The 16687-nt window shown below is 31.4% G+C and carries 17 protein-coding genes and 1 tRNA gene; 5 read left to right on the forward strand and 13 right to left on the reverse strand.

What is annotated here, in order from left to right; genetic code table 11:
- Positions 1-17 precede the first annotated feature (17 nt).
- The 6 genes from OJ995_RS00100 to ruvC form a co-directional block, all read right to left on the reverse strand.
- Entirely contained in the window at positions 18-725 is a 708-nt protein-coding gene (locus OJ995_RS00100) for a PH domain-containing protein (RefSeq protein ID WP_264367585.1), read from the reverse strand.
- A 51-nt stretch (positions 726-776) separates the two neighbouring features.
- Entirely contained in the window at positions 777-1139 is a 363-nt protein-coding gene (locus OJ995_RS00105) for an MmcQ/YjbR family DNA-binding protein (protein ID WP_264367586.1), read from the reverse strand.
- A gap of 8 nt (positions 1140-1147) precedes the next feature.
- Positions 1148-1906, reverse strand: a complete 759-nt coding sequence (locus tag OJ995_RS00110) for a cyclase family protein (protein ID WP_264367587.1) — start codon at positions 1904-1906, stop codon at positions 1148-1150.
- Positions 1907-1985: 79 nt separating this feature from the next.
- Positions 1986-2363: a GxxExxY protein gene (locus OJ995_RS00115; protein WP_264367588.1), complete on the reverse strand. Its 378-nt coding sequence runs from the start codon at positions 2361-2363 to the stop codon at positions 1986-1988.
- Positions 2364-2436: 73 nt separating this feature from the next.
- A complete protein-coding gene (gene hemW, locus OJ995_RS00120) occupies positions 2437-3570 on the reverse strand; it encodes a radical SAM family heme chaperone HemW (protein ID WP_264367589.1) in 1134 nt (377 codons plus the stop codon).
- A 62-nt stretch (positions 3571-3632) separates the two neighbouring features.
- Positions 3633-4187, reverse strand: coding sequence for a crossover junction endodeoxyribonuclease RuvC (gene ruvC / locus OJ995_RS00125; protein ID WP_133608526.1), 555 nt, complete (start codon positions 4185-4187; stop codon positions 3633-3635).
- Positions 4188-4218: 31 nt separating this feature from the next.
- Here ruvC and OJ995_RS00130 point away from each other — a divergent pair, with 31 nt between their 5' ends.
- Both OJ995_RS00130 and OJ995_RS00135 read left to right on the forward strand, forming a co-directional pair.
- Positions 4219-5148, forward strand: coding sequence for a hypothetical protein (locus tag OJ995_RS00130; RefSeq protein WP_432419324.1), 930 nt, complete (start codon positions 4219-4221; stop codon positions 5146-5148).
- Positions 5149-5317: 169 nt separating this feature from the next.
- The gene (locus OJ995_RS00135; protein ID WP_264367591.1) at positions 5318-6421 is read left to right on the forward strand and encodes a glycosyltransferase family 2 protein; all 1104 of its coding nucleotides are present in this window, start codon (positions 5318-5320) and stop codon (positions 6419-6421) included.
- A 2-nt stretch (positions 6422-6423) separates the two neighbouring features.
- On the opposite strand, the gene OJ995_RS00140 is transcribed toward OJ995_RS00135, so the two are convergent.
- The gene (locus OJ995_RS00140) at positions 6424-6906 is read right to left on the reverse strand and encodes a hypothetical protein (RefSeq protein ID WP_264367592.1); all 483 of its coding nucleotides are present in this window, start codon (positions 6904-6906) and stop codon (positions 6424-6426) included.
- 65 nt (positions 6907-6971) lie between these two features.
- On the opposite strand from OJ995_RS00140, the gene OJ995_RS00145 reads away from it, so the two are divergent.
- Positions 6972-7469, forward strand: coding sequence for a DUF456 domain-containing protein (locus OJ995_RS00145; RefSeq protein ID WP_264367593.1), 498 nt, complete (start codon positions 6972-6974; stop codon positions 7467-7469).
- Between the two features lie 220 nt (positions 7470-7689).
- Here OJ995_RS00145 and OJ995_RS00150 read toward each other — a convergent pair whose 3' ends face one another.
- From OJ995_RS00150 to OJ995_RS00165, 4 genes are all read right to left on the reverse strand, one after another.
- Positions 7690-8127 carry a hypothetical protein gene (locus OJ995_RS00150; RefSeq protein ID WP_264367594.1) on the reverse strand — a complete coding sequence of 146 codons (438 nt, stop codon included), beginning with the start codon at positions 8125-8127 and terminating at the stop codon, positions 7690-7692.
- A gap of 365 nt (positions 8128-8492) precedes the next feature.
- Positions 8493-8569: transfer RNA gene (locus OJ995_RS00155), tRNA-Asp, on the reverse strand.
- An 86-nt stretch (positions 8570-8655) separates the two neighbouring features.
- Positions 8656-9582 carry a DUF58 domain-containing protein gene (locus tag OJ995_RS00160; RefSeq protein WP_264367595.1) on the reverse strand — a complete coding sequence of 309 codons (927 nt, stop codon included), beginning with the start codon at positions 9580-9582 and terminating at the stop codon, positions 8656-8658.
- A 31-nt stretch (positions 9583-9613) separates the two neighbouring features.
- Positions 9614-12721, reverse strand: coding sequence for a phage tail-like protein (locus OJ995_RS00165; protein WP_264367596.1), 3108 nt, complete (start codon positions 12719-12721; stop codon positions 9614-9616).
- Positions 12722-12860: 139 nt separating this feature from the next.
- Between OJ995_RS00165 and OJ995_RS00170 the strand changes: the two genes are divergently transcribed.
- Both OJ995_RS00170 and OJ995_RS00175 read left to right on the forward strand, forming a co-directional pair.
- The gene (locus tag OJ995_RS00170; protein WP_264367597.1) at positions 12861-13565 is read left to right on the forward strand and encodes a LytR/AlgR family response regulator transcription factor; all 705 of its coding nucleotides are present in this window, start codon (positions 12861-12863) and stop codon (positions 13563-13565) included.
- Positions 13562-15604 carry a tetratricopeptide repeat-containing sensor histidine kinase gene (locus OJ995_RS00175; protein WP_264367598.1) on the forward strand — a complete coding sequence of 681 codons (2043 nt, stop codon included), beginning with the start codon at positions 13562-13564 and terminating at the stop codon, positions 15602-15604. Before OJ995_RS00170 ends, OJ995_RS00175 begins: the two co-directional genes overlap by 4 nt.
- A 45-nt stretch (positions 15605-15649) precedes the next feature.
- On the opposite strand, the gene trxA is transcribed toward OJ995_RS00175, so the two are convergent.
- Together trxA and OJ995_RS00185 are read right to left on the reverse strand one after the other, a co-directional pair.
- Complete coding sequence (gene trxA / locus OJ995_RS00180) at positions 15650-15967, reverse strand: thioredoxin (protein ID WP_264367599.1); 318 nt, start codon at positions 15965-15967, stop codon at positions 15650-15652.
- Positions 15968-16074: 107 nt separating this feature from the next.
- Positions 16075-16650 (reverse strand): peroxiredoxin-like family protein, encoded by a 576-nt coding sequence (locus tag OJ995_RS00185; RefSeq protein ID WP_264367600.1) that lies wholly within the window; start codon positions 16648-16650, stop codon positions 16075-16077.
- Positions 16651-16687: the final 37 nt, after the last annotated feature.

Consider the following 16687-nt stretch of genomic DNA (forward strand, 5'->3'; position numbering starts at 1 on the left):
ATAGTATTACTACTTTATTATAGATATTTTAAAATCTCCGACTTTAATCGGTCATATTCTCCTTGAAGGATTAATCCGTTGTCTAATAATTTCTTATAGTTCTGAAGTTTCGCAAACAATTCGTCTTGCGATAAATGGGCCAACCCTTTTTCTTCCAAAATTGGCGCTTCTACTTCCGTATCACGAATAACATCATTTGGAGTAGGCATTAACTCTGCAAAATGAGTTACTTCTTCCGCTTGAATTTCTTCTACAACTTCTTCTTGAACTGGCGATTCAATTGGAGCTTCTGCTTTAACTTCTTCAACAACTGGAGTGGCGACTTTTGGGTTTTTCAATAAATCCAATTGCTCTTTAGCGTAAGTATATAATTTTCGTGCTTGATTTTTTGGTAAATAATCAACTGTGTGCGTTAAATCAGAATTAGTTGTAAAGGTGAAATCTGCTCCTAAAATACCTTCTTTTACAAACGAACCTGCGATATCATCCCAATCGTAATCAATGAATTCCATGGATAATCCTAAGTTTTTAGGTTTACATAAAATGATACGTTTGTTTGTCACCACAATGCTATCTGGAAAAATTGTTACCGCTGGTTTTTTCTGAACCGCAATGTAACCTACTTCTTCGTTCGACATTAAAAGATTCTCCAATTTAGCTGTGATTTTCTCAATAGCTTTTGGATCTTGATCTTCGTTTAATATTTTTTTTAAGTTGTCTATCATGATAGTTACTTTGAATTTTCTTTTAATAGCACAAAAGTAATGCCTAATTTTCTATTCTTGAATTTCTTGTTGGACTTTTTTCGTTAAACTTTTGAAAACAAGTTCGTAGGAATGATTAATCAATTCGCAAATCATTTTATCGGAAACATCGCCATGAAAACGAACCGTATTCCAATGTACTTTACTCATGTGATACCCTGGTTCGATAGCTTCATATTCCGCTCGAAGTTCCAAAGCACGTTCCGGATCACATTTTAAATTTAACGATGGTGTTCCTTTCTCCCATTCAGATAACGAAGTAAGACAAAACATTTTTCCTCCTACTTTAAACACCAAAGTATCTTCATCAAATGGAAAATGTTCAGTGACACCTTTTTTAGATTGACAGAATTCGTAGAGTTGTTGAATGTCCATTTTGTTAATTACTTTTCAATTTTATATAAAATCGGTTTACTCGGACTTGCATCATTTTCAAACGAAGCGAATTGTAAATTCAAAATATAACTTCCGTCTTGAATTTCTTCATTAACGTAAATCATTTCTGTAATTGTACAATTAAAGCGAGCGTCCTCATTGACTTTATTCACATCTTTTACATTCCAAAATGCTTTATGAGCTAATAATTTTCCTTCATCGTGTTCTTTGTCGACACTTGGTAAATCGATTAATAAATGTTGAATGCCTTTTTCTCTAATAAAAATCGCAGCCGCTGCTTCTAAGTAAGGCGGATTCGTATTGGAATAATTCAAATGCTTTTTGCTTTCTGGATTTGGTAATGTTCTGATGATAATGGCTTCCGGTGAATTTTCTCCCAATGCCGATTCAATCTGTTCTTTTGTAATAACTAAATCTTCCCCAACCTTTTTTGGTTCCACCGAAATCAATTTCGCAGTAAAGAAAAACTGTTTCAAACATTGATTTATTGAATAAAAATCACGGGTAATATGTCCTAAACATTCCGTGTGCGTGCCATGTGCGTGCGGATTGAAGAAAATATTATTAAAATTCGTAGAAGATTTTCCTTCCGAAACTTTGCCAATCCAATCACCCATAGTTACAGGTGCAATCTCGGGCGTGTTTTGATACCAAGCAATTGGATTTTGTTCGTTGTTTGTTAGAGGAATCGAAATATCAAGAGGATTTGATAAGTCGATTTGTTGGTTATTTATTGTTGCTTTCATATTTTTAACCGCAAAGAGCGCAAGGATTTTCGCAAGGTTCGCTAAGTTTACTTGTTATTTTTATTTAGTTCGCATAGAGTTAGAGGTTATTTACAACTCTTTTTACTCCATTTTTGATAAGAGAAACATTGAAATTTATTAGTAAGCCTAACTTACAATTTGTTAATTTTAAATAAGTCAATAATTGAGCGAAATGAACATCATTCAATGCTTCTACCGATTTAATTTCAATTATTAATTTGTTTTCAACTATTATATCAATTCTGTAACCGACATCGAGTTTTACTTCTTCATAAATTAAGGGTAAAGGCTTTTGTTTTTCAACATTTAATCCTGTCTTCCTTAATTCGTAATACAAACATTCTTCGTAAGCACTTTCCAGCAAACCTGGACCCAAACTTTGATGCACTTTCAAAGCACAATCAAATACAATTCTTGATAATTCATTTTCTGTCATAATTATTTATTTTGGCGTGTATAATTTAAATTGTTGCGCCCTTTGCGAAAAACTTTGCGCTCTTTGCGGTAAACTACTCCAAATTTAATAAAAATATGTCGGAAGCAATTCCATCACTCAAAAACTTTCCTTTTTTTGTAGTTCGTAAAATGTTATCATCAATAAACAACAAATGGTCTTCTATGAATTTTGCTGCTTGTTGGTTCAGATAATCCAAATAGGTTTTTCCAAATTCTTGTTCGATTCGTTCTAAAGAAACACCCCAAATCGTTCGCAAACCTGTCATAATATATTCGTTATATCGATCGGTCTTGGTTAAGGTTTCAATTTCTATTGGTAATTTATTTTCTTGAATCGATTTGATATATAGCGAATTATTAGAAATATTCCAACCTCTATTTTTCCCATCATAACTATGTGCCGACGGACCAATTCCAATGTATTTTTTGCCTAACCAATAACTCGAATTATTTTTTGAAAAATAATTTTCTTTACCAAAATTCGATAATTCATAATGAATGAATCCGCTTTCCGAAAGTTTATCGACCAAAATATGAAAATGTTCTTGTGCCACTTCATCATCAGGTTGTGGAATGATTCCTTTTTGAATGAACGAATGCAAAGCGGTTTTAGGCTCCACCGTTAAGGCGTAACTCGAAATATGTGGCACACCAAAAGACAAAGCCGTTTCAATGTTTTGCAACCATTTTTCGTTACTCATTTCTGGAACTCCGTAAATTAAATCGATGGAAATATTATCGAAATAATGAGTTGCGATTTCTAAACATTTTTTAGCTTCTTCCACATTGTGCGCGCGATTCATCAACTTCAAATCATCTTCAAAAAACGATTGAATTCCGATAGATAAACGGTTGACTTTATTTTTTGATAGTTCAATTATTCGCTTCTCTGTTAAATCATCTGGATTGGCTTCTACAGTAATTTCTGGATTTTCGACTACTTTATAGTTTCTATATACTTCATCAATCAAAAATTTTAAATCTTCAATCTGCAATATCGAAGGCGTTCCACCACCAAAATAAATCGTTTCCACAATCGAATCTTGAAACTCGTTTTTACGCATTTCAATTTCTTTAGCCAAAGCCAAAACCATTTCATCTTTTTTCTTCAAATTGGTAGAAAAATGAAAGTCGCAATAGTGACAAGCTTGCTTGCAGAAAGGGATATGGATGTAGATTCCTGACATTTTACTAGTATTCAGTCGCAGTCGCAGTTTGCAGTACTGAGACTGAAAACTGAGACTGAAAACTATTTTTTAACTCTATCTTCATTATTCTTCACAAAAGCATCCCAACCCGAATAACTTTTTTCGCCAACTACTTTTCCAGAATTGAAAAAATGACAAACCGCTGCTGCCAAACCATCAGTTGAATCGAGGTTTTTTGGTAATTCTTTCAACCCTAATAATTGTTGGAGCATTTTAGCTACTTGTTCTTTACTGGCGTTTCCGTTACCGGTGATGGCCATTTTAATCTTTTTGGGTTCGTACTCTGTAATAGGAATATCTCTGGAAAGTCCGGCTGCCATGGCAACGCCTTGCGCTCTTCCTAATTTCAGCATCGATTGCACGTTTTTTCCAAAGAAAGGTGCTTCAATAGCAATTTCATCTGGATTATGTGTGTCGATTAACTCAATCGTTCGTTCAAAAATGACTTTTAATTTCTGATAATGGTTGTCGTATTTGGACAAAATGAGTTCGTTCAACTGTAGAAATTCCATTTTCTTGTTGACTACTTTGATTAATCCAAAACCCATAATCGTCGTTCCTGGGTCAATTCCTAATATGATACGTTCGTTTGCCAATTTTAGTGTAAAGTTTCGTTTCTTTGTACCAATGATTACAATTCCTCACAAAGCTAAGCAATTCCTTGTTTTTACCATCAAACTTTTGATTGTAATTGGTGCGTTTTATTTTATTTACGACCAAATTGCTGGAAATTCAAAGTTAGAATGGAGCAAATTCCAGACTTTAGTTTTAGAAAAAACTTCGATAACAACTATCATTTTCATTTTATTGTTTAGTGTTGCGAATCGCTATTTCGAAATTTTAAAATGGCAGAATTTGGTTGCTTTTATCAAACCGATTTCTGTTGGTGAAGCGAGTAAACAAGTTTTAGGTGCTTTAACATTAGGTGTATTTACTCCAGTTGGAATTGGAGAGTACGCTGGAAAAGCTTTATATTTTCCAAAAAAACAAACTAAAAAAATTATTTTTTTAAATTTAGTTTGCAATGGAATTCAAAGTTTTTCAACTGTTATCTTTGGAATAATTGGCTTAATCTATCTGAAATATTATTTTTTGGCATCAGGATCTATTTTATTGGTAGTAATTTTAACATTATTTCTATATTTCTCAAGAGAGATAAAAATCAAGAACTATACTTTTCAAGATTTAATACATCGTCTTAATGAAATTCCAAAATATATTCATCGTAAGAATTTTGTTTTGGCTTTTTGTAGATATGTGATTTTTTCTCATCAATATTATGTTTTATTTTTAGTATTTGATGTTGATCTACCCTATTTAACTTTAATATCAACAATATCTATCGTTTATTTTTTATCATCAGTCGTACCGAGTTTCCAATTTTTGGATTTTGCCGTAAAAGGAAGTATGGCGATGTTTTTCTTTGGGAAATTAGGCGTTAACGAATGGATTGTGATATTTATTAGTACCTTGATGTGGTTTTTAAACGTAGTTTTACCCGTAGTAATTGGCAGTTATTATGTGATGCGATTTAAACTAAATGACAGTAAAGTGTAAGCAATTTTCTTTGTGCAAAACGAAGTTTTCTTTGTCTTCTCAATATTTTTTCCCACTTTTACTATGTTTCTATGTGTTTTAAAATTTAACACATAGTCACAATAGATTTTGACTGTGTTGATTTTAGGCGTTTCACTCAACATAACTCACATAGAAATATTTTTAAATTATGTTGGAATTAATTCTTGGAACCGTTTTTCTCATTTACCTCCTGTTCATCGGGCAATTGATTTATGGATTTAATCGAATGAGACGCTTTTCGAAAACAGAATTTACTCCAAAAACCTCTTTTACCATTGTAGTTCCATTTCGAAATGAAAAAGAGAATCTTCCGAATTTATTGCATTCGATTTCGCTATTGAATTATCCGAAAGAATTAGTGGAAGTGATTTTAGTGGATGATGATTCTGATGACGAATTTAGAATTCAGAATTTAGAATTTAGAATTCAAATGATAAAGAATGTTCGTAAATCAAATTCACCTAAAAAAGATGCGATTGAAACCGCGATTCAAATAGCTAAACACGATTGGATTATTACTACTGATGCCGATTGTTTGGTTCAGAAAGATTGGTTGACAATTTATGATCAATATATTCAGGAAAATGAAGTTGAAATGGTGGCTTCTGGAGTTTGTTATGTTCCGAAAAATGGTTTTTTATCCGCCTTTCAGAATTTAGATTTCCTGAGTTTACAAGGTGCTTCGATTGGAAGTTTTGGAATCAATCAACCTTTTATGTGTAATGGCGCTAATTTTGCCTATTCAAAATCATTCTTCAAGGAATTAAACGGATTTCAAGGAAATGAAACCATTGCTAGCGGTGACGATGTTTTTCTACTTCAAAAAGCCGTTTCATTTGCTCCGAAGAAAGTTGGGTTTTTATTGGCTAAAGAAAGTATTGTTGCCACAAAACCGGCAGGAACTTGGTCTGAATTGTTTCAGCAACGGGTGCGCTGGGCTTCGAAAAGCACGGGTTATTCTTCAGTTTATGGAAAGCTGTTAGCGCTTGTGGTTTTTGGCGGGAATTTGGCTTGGATAGTGAGTTTTCTACTTTGGTTGGTAGGTTTATTGGACCAAAACATTTTTATGCTTTTTGTCGCTTTAAAATTCCTAATCGATTTTATTTTACTTTTCAAAACAGCGAATTTCTTCGAATCGAAATTAGAATATGTGTTGGCGAGTAGTTTGTTGTATCCGTTTTTTAGTGTTTCGGTGGCAATGTATTCGTTGTTTGGAAAATACTCATGGAAAGGAAGAAGCTTTCGAAAATAAAACTACTTCTCCATTTTAATAATCACTGGAAGCACAAATTGCGTTTTTACTTTCACACCTCTTTTTATTGCAGGTTCTACCTTTGGAAAATCGGATAATCTTGAAGTTAGAATACTATCGATTTTTGTTTTGTCTGCTAAAGCGATGCTATCGTTTGGATATTGGGTTTCGAATTGTAAACTCGAATCGGGATTTACGGTAATTTTTACGTTGATGGTGTCGATTTCTGGATATTCAAAACGCAATGTGTCGATTCCTATTCGTTCTTGAATAGTTTGCGCCATATAATCGAAGAAACATTGTCTTTTTATTTCCGCATCTTTTATCGTATCGCATTGCAAAACCGATGGAAATTCATCCACTTCATCCCAATTGATTTTTTTCAATTCTTGTTCTAACAATTCTTTCTCATCAGGAACTTGTTTTTCGAAGTACTGGCAGGAAACCATAAAAATTAAAAGAAATAAACCGGAAAATAACTTCATTATTTGATTTTTAATGCATCATAAAAAACAAAGTTATAAATTTGTTAGACAATAACTAAAATCTTATGGAATACTTTTTACTGATTCTGGGTTTACTTTTAATGGTAGTGGGAATTATTGGCAGTTTACTTCCTGCTTTACCAGGTCCGCCTATTAGTTGGGTTGGGATTTTATTGCTTTATTTTTGTCCTGGAATGGAAACCAATTATTGGTTGCTGGGTATTACTTTAGTTATTGCGGTTGTAATTGGCATTTTAGATTATGTGATTCCTGCAAAAGGCACAAAGTATTTTGGAGGAAGTAAATATGGGATTTGGGGAACGAATATAGGTTTGGTTGTTGGCTTATTCTTTCCTCCGTTTGGATTTTTGATTGGACCGTTCTTAGGTGCTTTAATAGGCGAACTCATTTACAATTCCAACGAAGGAAAACGCGCTTTTAAAGCTGCCACGGGTTCGTTCTTAGGCTTCTTAGCGGGAACGTTTATTAAGTTTTTAGTGAGCTTGCTTTTCTTGGGATTATTCTTTGTTTTGGTTTGGCAGAATAGAGGAATTTGGTTTTGATGGTCTGGACGAAGTACTAATTACCTCACTTTGTAGGCACAGATTTTAAATCTGCGCTATCGACCGTTGAACATATCCGAGAGGTCGGATTTTCTTGTTTTTACTATTAAAAAACGGCATTTCTGAATCATACATCAATGCCGTTTATCTTTTTGCGAACTAGTTAACTAATCCTGTTTTAATTTAGGATTTTTAATGGTTATAGTGTTAAAATTATATGTTACCTATTTTTACTTAATCTTTTAACATTATTTTCAAGTAAAGCTTTCATTTCTTTTGATTTAACTGTATCAAGATTAGCAAATCCAAAAACTAATTCGTCTCTCTTTAATAACAAATAGGACTTACCTTTATTTGTAAATTCCTTTTCTAAATTTACTTCATCAAGAAGAAGTATAAAATCTTTAGGACTTAAAAAATCATTTATCAATTCAGAACCAGAATTTGTTATGCTAAAAAAAACAACCGAAGAATCTTTTAAAAAGAATCTATATTCAGCAATTTTTTGCCCTTCTAAAATTATTTTTTTATCATAATTTTTTTGGTTAAAACTTACTTCGTATGAAGATTTATCAAAATTAATCTTTTCAACAGAACTCATATTTGCTGATTTACAAGAAACCAAAAATATTAAAACAAGAATTATATATTTTTTCATCTGACATTATTAATTAAAAAAAATAAAATTGAAGGTGAAGATACACTTTTAGGCTCATTTTTTGAATTAAGCCGCTCCCGCGAAAATCCTTTCGCGTGAATAACTTCTAATCACAAACGAAAATAAGATTAATCTTATTGCTTTCCTAACTATTGCTCATAAAAAAAGCCCTCGATTTGAGAGCTTAAATATATTTTAAAAAAACCGAGAAGTATAGAAATCAAAAAAGCCCTGCATCAAATGCAAAGCTTTTCATTGGTCTAACTACTAAACCTTTTGGTACTTTCGTACCTAAACAACACAACTATTTTAAATATTGTAAGAGGGCAAAAAAGCCTTTCTTTTACGAAAGGCTTCCTCTGTACTGGCGGTCTGGACGGGACTCGAACCCGCGACCCCATGCGTGACAGGCATGTATTCTAACCAACTGAACTACCAAACCAGTGCTTGATTGCGAGTGCAAATATACTACGCTTTTTCATTCCTGCAAATATTTTTGCAAAAAAAATTAAACTTTTTTCAGCGTTTTCAGCCAAACTTTTGTTTTTCAACCAAATACGTAAGTAAAATTTTTTCAAAATTTTCACCTACAGAAACAGGCACATAACGAATTTGATACTGCATACACGTTGCTTCTATCGTTTTGAAATAATCTTGCACCACTTTTTGATACGATTCTTGTGTATTTTCAGCAAATAAATTAATTTCCTCTCCCGTTTCTACATCGATAAATTTTCTTGGCGTGTTGTCAAAACTGAAATTTAATTCGGTTTTTTTATCATAGACATGAAAAACTACTACTTTATGTTTGTTGTGTTTTAGATGTTGAAGTGCTTTGAAAATTTTGTCGTTATCTTCGTTTTGAAACATATCGGTAAACAAAATCACCATAGAACGTCGGTGAATATTTTCGGCGATTTGATGTAAAAAAGTGACTGTATCTGTTTTTTTGGTTTGATTATTATTTTCTAAAATACCTTCCAGCTTGTTTAAAATCATGCGATGATGACGATCACTTCCTTTTTCTGGTGAATAATATTCATACGTATCCGAATAAACACTTAACCCAACAGCATCACGTTGTTTTTTAAGCAAATTCATTAAAACTGCAGAAGCCAATACCGAAAATCCAATTTTACTCTCATAAAAAGGCTGATTCTCCTTTAATTTGGGATAATGCATCGAAGACGAATTATCTAAAATCAGATGGCAACGCAAATTGGTTTCTTCTTCGTAGCGTTTGGTATATAATCTATCTGTTTTGGCAAACAACTTCCAATCAATATGCTTGGTGCTTTCACCTGGATTGTAGATTTTATGTTCAGCAAACTCTGCCGAAAATCCATGAAAAGGCGATTTGTGCATACCCGAAATAAAACCTTCGACAATTTGGTTAGCCAAAAGTTCTAAATGCTCAAAACTGGAAATTTTTTCTATTTGCTGTTCTAAATTCATATCGTAAAGATAATGAATTAGAGTAAATTTTTTATTGCTTATTTAATAGCGCTTCTAATTTTGCTAATCTTTCTTCCAAAGAACTAATCTTTTCTTCTTGTTTTTGTATGTTTTTTTGCTGTTCTTTTATCGCTTCAATTAATAAAGGTGTAATAGCAGCATAGTCTACAAAATAATCACCATCTTTACTTTTCTGAATCGCTTCTGGTAGTACTTTTTCTAATTCTTGCGCCAATACCCCACTGCTTTTTATTGGTACTTTTCCTTTTTCAATTTCTTTATAATCTTGTTTAAATTGATAAGTATAACCGCTAATTGCTAGAATCTTTTCAAGTGCATTATTAATTTTCTCGATGTTTTCCTTTTTATTTTTATCTGAAATTTGTACATAAGCACCAGCTGGAGAGATATAACTTTTTAAAGCAGTATTGTCATATGGATTAGTATTAGCAGCATCAAATTGATCTTCATCTAAAAAATATACCAATGCCGGTGGCTGACCTAAATTTCCATCACCAGGTGACCAAATAGAAACAGCATTTCCATCTCCATAAATTCCACCTGTTTCACCAACTCCTTCTCTTGAACTCAACAGAAATTCGTTTTGTCCCGTTCCAAAATCTTGATTACCAGAAGAATGTGCAAAAACACTTGTATTATTGAGCTGTAATTCTTCTGCATCAGCTGGATTTTTATGAACTTTTACAACGCCATTAATTTTAATAATATCATTATCGAATTCGCCATAAATAAGAGGAGTTGATGAATTACTATTCTCTATGTATAATTTATTAGATCCTATTTCATTATAACCTGCTTGATATCCAATTGCTATATTATCACTTCCACTTATATTATTATATAATGCCTCAGACCCAATAGTAATATTATATGCACCGATATCATTATTAAATAAAGCTTGACTTCCTATCGCAATATTTCTATTCCCAATTGTATTATTTACTAAAGTTGAAAAACCAATTCCAATATTTCCAACACCAGAGGTATTTCGAAATAAGGCATTAAAACCTAGTGCTGTATTTGAATTACCGGTAGTATTATAAAACATACTTCTTGTACCAACTGAAGTGTTACTACTTCCAGATACATTAAGTTGTAATGTAGCATTTCCAATAGCTACGTTATCTACCCCATTAATATTATCTTTTAACGTTGAATTTCCAACTCCCGTATTATAAACCCCCGTTGTATTATCTTCTAAAGAATTTAATCCTAAAGCAACATTATTACTACCTGAAGTATTATATCGTAACGCATTATTACCTAAAGCTAAGTTAAATGAAGCCGAAATACTTGAATTAAGAGCCATAGATCCTATGGCTAAGTTTGAATTACCAGAAACATTATTAGCCAATGCACTTGAGCCAATAGCTGTATTAAAATTACCAACCGTATTATCAAATAATGCTTGATATCCAATTGCACAATTATAACTAGCCGTTGTATTATTATGCAAAGCTTCAAAACCTATCCCTAAATTATAACCACCTGTTGTATTGAGTGTCAATGCTTTATGCAATGCTAAATTAAAACTTCCTGATGTATTCGAATTCAAAGCACCATACCCTAAAGCAACATTTGATGATCCATTAACATTTGCTCTTAATGCATTAACACCTATTGCAGTATTAGAAAACCCGGTGGTATTACTATTTAAAGCTTCTGCTCCAAATGCAGTATTGGTAATTTCAATTTTACCTGCAACAAGTCCATTTCTTTTGAATATTAAATCAACATTATCTGTAGTCCCAATAAAATTTGTTCCAGCAACTGTACCTGAATTTCCATTCGTAGACCAATAATTACTTCCAATTACTGCACTTACATTTTGCCAAGTAACATTTCCAACATCATCAGTTTGCATAATTTGACCTACAGTTCCCCTGTTTGAGGGTAATATATATTTATCAGCATCAGCAGTTCCTATAGCTACTCTTCCTAAAAAATATCCCGCATAACTATTCGCTTTTAAAGCACTTGAATATACACCATAATGCACACCTCCTGCTGCAGGATTAATAGTGTTTAAAATTCCATATTTATTTCCTGTCCCAGAACCATTAATTTCACTTTTTACACCAATTAAACTACCATTACCTGAATTGGATACAAAATTATTTAATCCATAAAAATCTCCATTGCCGTTACCTAAAATTTCATTGTAAAAACCAAATTTTGCTTGACCTCCAATTCCATCAAAACTATTTCTATAACCGTAATTAATTCCATTTGTAGTAGGATCATTGGTAAATTGATTATAAGAACCTGTTTTAGGTTGTGCACTAGTATCTTCAAATCTGTTAAATGTACCCAAGAGAGCAAAAGTTGGAGTTCCTGAAAAATAATTATAAAGTCCAATTTGTTGATTAGCGGTACCCGAAAACACATTATAAACTCCGAAGCGAACACCAGTACCTGAGTTAAAATTATTACTCAATCCATATCGAATTCCATTCCCATTGACAAAAAAAGCATTTCTATATCCATAAACCTCATTTGAAGAAGTTCCTGTATAAAAATTATTGGTACCTATACCCATAACAGAATTAGATAAATTCATAGCGTTATTTAATCCATAATAAACTCCATTAGAATTTATCCCTGAATTTATAGTTGTTTTTAACACTTCTATATTTAAATTATTCCCTGGGTTTATATGTTCAAAATTAGCAACTCTTGTTTTTGCAATATTTGATTCTTTTACATCTAATTTATAAATAGGATTTGTTTCACCTACACCAACATTCCCAACATGATACATATTATCGTTTATTGATGTAGGTGAAATTGTACCTCCAACCACAAACCAATCAGCATCAGAACCTCCTCTTAAAGAAATCCATGAAGTTGTCGTATTATCCCAATAATAAAATCCGGGTAAATTAACTCCTACTGTTGTAGTCAAATACACCATCATTCCCTGCTGAGCAACTGTAGGATTAACAACTGGGAAAGCATCAATTTTAGGAATTAAAATTCCATCTGTATTACTTGGAGAAGCTTGATTCGAGGATTTTATATCTAGTTGCGCATTTGGTGTCGTAGTGTTTATTCCAACCTGACTCGAACAAACTTGAATAAAAAATAACGCTACAAAAACTGTAATATATTTAAACATAAGTAGATTTTTTTTCAAAAATATTTTTAAAAAACATTATTTATTAAATTAATAGACAAATAACATTTTAAATAGACAAATAACATTTTAAATAGACAAATGAAAAAAAATTGTATTTTTGGTTGGTATTTTTAAGTATATGAGTCGTTTAAATTGCATAATAATTGATGATGAAGAAATTGACAGATTAACGATTTTATCGTATGTCAAGAAATTTTCATTTATTGAAATTAAAGGTGTTTTTTGCTCTGCAACTGAAGCACTAAGCAGCAATTTAATCAATGAAATAGATATCCTTTTTTCAGATATTGATATGCCTATTCTTTCGGGATTGGAATTCAGAAAACAAGTAAAAAACATCCCTGTTTGCGTGTTTATAACCTCACATCCTGAACATGCTGCTGAAAGTTTTGAAGTAGAAACATTTGATTTTCTAATCAAACCATTACAATTAGATCGTTTTCAAAATACAATTTCGAGAATTGAAATGTATTTTTCTATGCGAAATAAAGCCAACTTATTTGATAAAATTGAAAACCAAGATGAAATTTATATCAAAGAAGGGCATTCACAAATTAAATTGAAACGTGAAGACATTCTTTATCTTGAAGCGTTAAAAGATTACACTTTGGTGGTTACTCAAAATAAAAAACATTGTGTATTGAGCAGTCTTGGCAACTTACTTAAAGAAAACCATTTTAATTCATTTGTAAGAATTCACAGAAGTTTTGCGATTCAAAAGAACTTCATAAAAAAAATTGGACCAAACGACGTTTGTTTAAACAACGATATTTCAATTCCTATTGGGAGAAGTTATAAAGAAAACTTAAAACTTATTTTATGAGGTTTATATGGTACTTTTTGATACTATTTTCTCTTATATCTTTTGGGCAAACCAATACATTTTTAGAAGATTTAACTAATCAATGTGAGGCAAAAAAGAATAAAGGAGAATATAAAAAACTGATCCAGATTGCTTCATTAGGTTTATCGAAATCGGACAACAATTTCTATCAATCCAAATTCAACTTTTATAAAGGTTATGGATTAGAATACGATAATAATCAATACGATAAAGCCATTCCATATTTTGAAAATTCTTTAAAGTTTGCTCAAAAAGGAAAGCATTTAGAACAAGAAACACTTGCTTTAATGCGATTGAATTATTTGTACTATTCTACAAAAAAATTTAAAGAAAGAGATCAATTAATTGAGTATATAAAAACGATTGTTGATACCACAAAAAGTGTTTATTCTAAAGGAATATTATTTGGAAGTTTGGGCGAATATTATTTAGATAAATCGGAAATCTCTAAGTTTATTGATTACAAATTAAAAGCAATTGAATTCAGAAAAAAATTCCCTAAAACCGACAACAAAAACACCGTAAACATTGGTATTTCCTATTCTCAAATTGGGCAAGCTTACATAAAGATGAAACAATTTAATAAAGGATTGGAATATTGCAACCTTGCTAAACCTTATTTAAAAGAATCAGCAAATGCGATGGCTTTTTTACATAATGATTTTATTAAATGTTATCGGGGTTTACAAAATTTAGACAGTTTAGTTTCACATAGAAATAAAATATATTATTTGGTTACTAAAGATGATTCTTTGTTTTTGAGTTTAAGTTCTGCAAACCGATATCTAGCGGAATATTATGTCGACAAAAAAAAATTAAGCACTGCAAATTCTTATTTAAAAGAAGCAGATTATTATGGATTAAAATCAAAAGACACTGAGATTTTAATGGAAATTAATCTTACTCGAGGCAAAATATTATTTGAACAAAAAAACTATAAAGAAGCAATCTCAATTTTAAAAGAAGCTTCTGTTCATGCATATGAATTTGATAAAACAGCTTTTATTACCATAAACAAACTTATTGCAGAAAGTTACAAAGCACAGGCAAATTGGAAAGAAGCATTGCTTTATTTTGAAATTTACAACAAAGTAAATGAAGAGGTTTTAAAAGAATCTACAAAACAAAGTATTGCCAATGCCGAAGCCAAATTTCAAAATCAATACAAACAAGAAAAAATAGATTTACTTTCAGCAGAAAATAGGCTGAAAAATGCTGAAATAGAAAACTCAAAGAAACAGAAAATATACTTTTTCATTGGTTTTACTTTACTTTTAATAATTGCTTTTCTTTTATTTAAACAAAGTGAAAACAGAAAAAAATCGAACCTAAAATTACAAATTTTAAATAACGAACTTGAAGAAGCCAACAACGCCAAATTGCGATTTTTAAATATTTTAAATCACGATTTAAGAAGTCCAGTTGCGAGTTTAATTCAATTTTTACATCTAAAAAAAGAAAGTCCAGATTTATTAGATGAGGAAAGTAAAGCTCGTTTGGAACAAAAAACAATAGATGGTGCAGAAAATCTTCTAAACTCAATGGAAGATATTCTGTTGTGGAGCAAAGGTCAGATGGAAAACTTTAAACCCCAACCAGAAAAAATCAATATTTCTGAATTATTTCAAGATATTAAAAATCATTTTTCTAGCACTGAAAACATTACAATTCAATTTGAAAATAATTCAAATATCAAATTATTTACCGATCAAAATTTCCTAAAAACCATAATGCGAAATTTAACTGGAAACGCCATAAAAGCTCTTGAAAATATTGACAACCCAACTATCAACTGGAAAGCTTGGAATGAAAACAACAAAACATTTATTTCCATTACTGACAATGGTAAAGGAGCAACTAATGAACAATTTAAAGCACTATATGATGAAAAAGAAATTGTTGGAATTAAAACAGGACTTGGACTTCATTTAATAAGAGATTTAGCCAAAATGATTGATTGTGAAATTAGCGTAGAAACATCGAAAAACGAAGGAACCAAAGTTGTTTTAAAAATATAAAAAAAGGCCCAACTTTCGTTGAGCCTTGAATTTCTTTTCCAAATATTATAGTAATGCGTCAATTGCATCAGTATAGGTTTTCTTTGGAGCAACACCAACTTGTCTTCCTACAACTTCTCCATTTTGGAATACTAAAACTGTTGGGATATTTCTAACTCCGTATTTTGCTGCAAACTCTTGGTTTGCATCTACGTCCACTTTTCCTACTACTGCTTTTCCTTCGTACTCGCTGTGGATTTCGTCGATAACTGGTCCAACCATTCTACATGGTCCACACCAAGCTGCCCAAAAATCAACTACTACTGGTTTGTCTGATTTTAATACTACCTCATCAAAAGTAGCATCTGTTATTGCTAATGCCATATTTTAAATTTTAATTTACTTTATTGAGTAACAAAAATAGCTATTTATTTTGTACTAAACCAAAAACTCAAATCGCTTTTATTTATTTGAGTATATATAAAACTGATTTATAAAGATTTTAACACTGCTAATAGTACTTTCCCTTCTAAACGCTTGGAATAATTTGGGTTGATATATAAAAACTCGATTTCTTTATTATCATTTATTACATAAACTGTTGGAACAGGCAAAAAACCTGGATTTTTACCCTCTGAATACTTATCTAATTTAGGTTTTTCTCTTTGAAATGCAATTCCAACAGCTTTAGAAAAAACACCTTCACTATCAGAATATAATTGATAATGTAACTCTTTTTTATCTAAAGTTTGTTTAAGAAAACTTGGAGCATCTGGACTAACTGCTACTACTTGATAACCTAAAGCAAGAATATCGTCTTCAATTTCTTGCATATCAGCTAATTGAGAATTACAGTATGGACACCAACCTCCTCTGTATACAATTATAACCGTTTTTTTACTAAGTATTTTATCAGTATGGATTTCATTACCGTTTACATCACGCAACAAAACATTAGGAATTTTTTCTCCAATTAATAGCGGACTAACATTCTCTGGTTTATCTGCAATTTGACCAAATGAAACTATTGTAAAGCAAAACAAAATAACGCTTAAAATCTTTTTCATATCTTATAATTTTATAAAACAAATTTACAAAGATGAA

The sequence above is a fragment of the Flavobacterium lacisediminis genome, from assembly GCF_025909975.1.
In the GTDB taxonomy this organism is placed as follows: Bacteria; Bacteroidota; Bacteroidia; order Flavobacteriales; family Flavobacteriaceae; genus Flavobacterium; species Flavobacterium lacisediminis.